1 protein-coding gene and 1 pseudogene are annotated in these 1,732 nt (G+C 66.5%); one reads left to right on the top strand and one right to left on the bottom strand.

Translation table 11 applies throughout. The features are described 5' to 3' along the window. The coding region (locus tag ACFO60_RS40750) for an endo-1,4-beta-xylanase (protein ID WP_380852893.1) at positions 1 to 550 on the bottom strand (550 nt) is incomplete at its 3' end. Positions 551 to 1,512: 962 nt separating this feature from the next. Between ACFO60_RS40750 and ACFO60_RS40755 the strand changes: the two are divergent. Further along, positions 1,513 to 1,732 (top strand): annotated as a pseudogene (locus ACFO60_RS40755) (SGNH/GDSL hydrolase family protein); the annotation flags it as partial.

The following is a 1,732-nucleotide window of genomic DNA, read 5'->3' on the forward strand; positions in this document are numbered from 1 at the left end:
AGAGCTTGGCGGCGGGGTCGGCGGCGCGGGCGGTGCGGAAGGCGACCTCGATCCAGTCGTTGCCGGTGCGCTGCAGGTTGGAGTCGCGCCGGCCGCCGGAGTTGCCGTCGGCGAACGCCTCGTTGACCACGTCCCAGTAGGCGATCTTGCCCTTGTAGTGGTTCATGACGCCGTTGATGTGGTTGATCATGGCCTGGCGCAGGTTGCTGCCCGACATCGACTGCATCCATCCGGGCTGCTGGTTGTGCCAGGCCAGGGTGTGGCCGCGCACGCGCTTGCCGTTCTGCACGGCCCAGTTGTAGACCCGGTCACCACTGCTGAAGTTGAACTGGTTCTGGTTGGGCTCGGTGGCGTCGATCTTCATCTCGTTCTCGGCCGTCACCATGTTGAACTCACGGTTCGCGATCGTGGTGTAGGCCGAGTCACCGAGCTTGCCCGAGGCGATGGCGGTGCCGAAGTAGCGGCCGCTCTGCGCGGCGGCGGCGCCGAGCGTGCTCGCCGCGGCGCCGGCGGGGAGCGTCGACGTCAGCGCCGTTATCGTGCCGAGCACGCCGAGCGCACCGGCGATCAAAGCCCGGCGTAGGCCACCAAGGGGCCGCCGGGTTCCAGGCGGGAGTATGGCGTTCGCGCCCATGCCTGAACCTCCATAACTGAGATCACGGGGAAAGGGATCACTCGCGGGAGACCTCCCGCGAAATCGACGCCGCGCCCCAGAAACAGGGAACGCACACCACGGAGCGTCGCGAACGGCGGCCCCCTGCAGAGCACCACCACCGGCAGGGGAGACCGCCTCGGGGACTCAGTGTGGGGAGTATTACGAAACGTGTCAAGGCTGGCCCGAAATGTTTCGACGACCTTATCCGCGTAAGGGCTCGTTACCTGCATTAGCGCCGGATTCGGCCCTCTGAAACTTGCGGCGGCTCGGCGTACTGGAGTATCGCCGTGGTTTCGTCACATCGAACGAGAACATGTCGGTGAAACTTTCATCACTACTACCAGGTCAGCCCTATGCGGTCGGCCCGACGACCCAGGTGAGTGGCTTTCGGTCGCCGCGGCCGCCGCGACGGCCCGGCCGGGGCCCTTGACAGCCCTGTGCCACCTCGTATTTGCTCCGGCGCAACCACCACCTCCAGCTCGCCCGATGGAGAGGAAACGCGGCCGATAAATCGCTCTGTTAACGTTAACAATTCAGCGCCCTGCTTAAGGGCGTGCCGGCGACCGGTGTGGGTGAGATCTGGGCGGACACCACGTCCTCGCGGTCCGCTCCCGCGGTCGCCGATCTCTCACAGGACGTTCTCCGTGCACCGCGAGAGGTCGAAGCGGTGAAATGCCTGAACCGCAGGGGGTGGCTCGCTGGAGAACGGCCGGCCGCCCGGCCCGGCCGGTCATGCCGGACCGCGAAAACGCGCCACCGCGCGGCGTATCAGAAACAAGAAAGCCGACATTCAGAAATGTTAACGCTAACACGAGCTGCTGGCCGGATCTGCTCGCAGCTGCCCGGGAGGATCGTGCATGCGTAGGTGGAGACGAGGATTCACCGCGGCGCTCATGGCCGTGGCCACGGTGGCGCTGGGCACGGCGCTGACGACGGGCACCGCCACGGCCGAGTCCAATGGCGGGGTGCGGGTGATGCCGCTGGGTGACTCGATCACCGAGGGCACGCAGGTGCCGGGCGGGTACCGGATCGGGTTGTGGCAGCGGCTGGTCTCGGGCCGCTACACGGTCGACTTCG

The organism is Sphaerisporangium dianthi, assembly GCF_042654065.1.
In the GTDB taxonomy this organism is placed as follows: domain Bacteria; phylum Actinomycetota; class Actinomycetes; order Streptosporangiales; family Streptosporangiaceae; genus Sphaerisporangium; species Sphaerisporangium dianthi.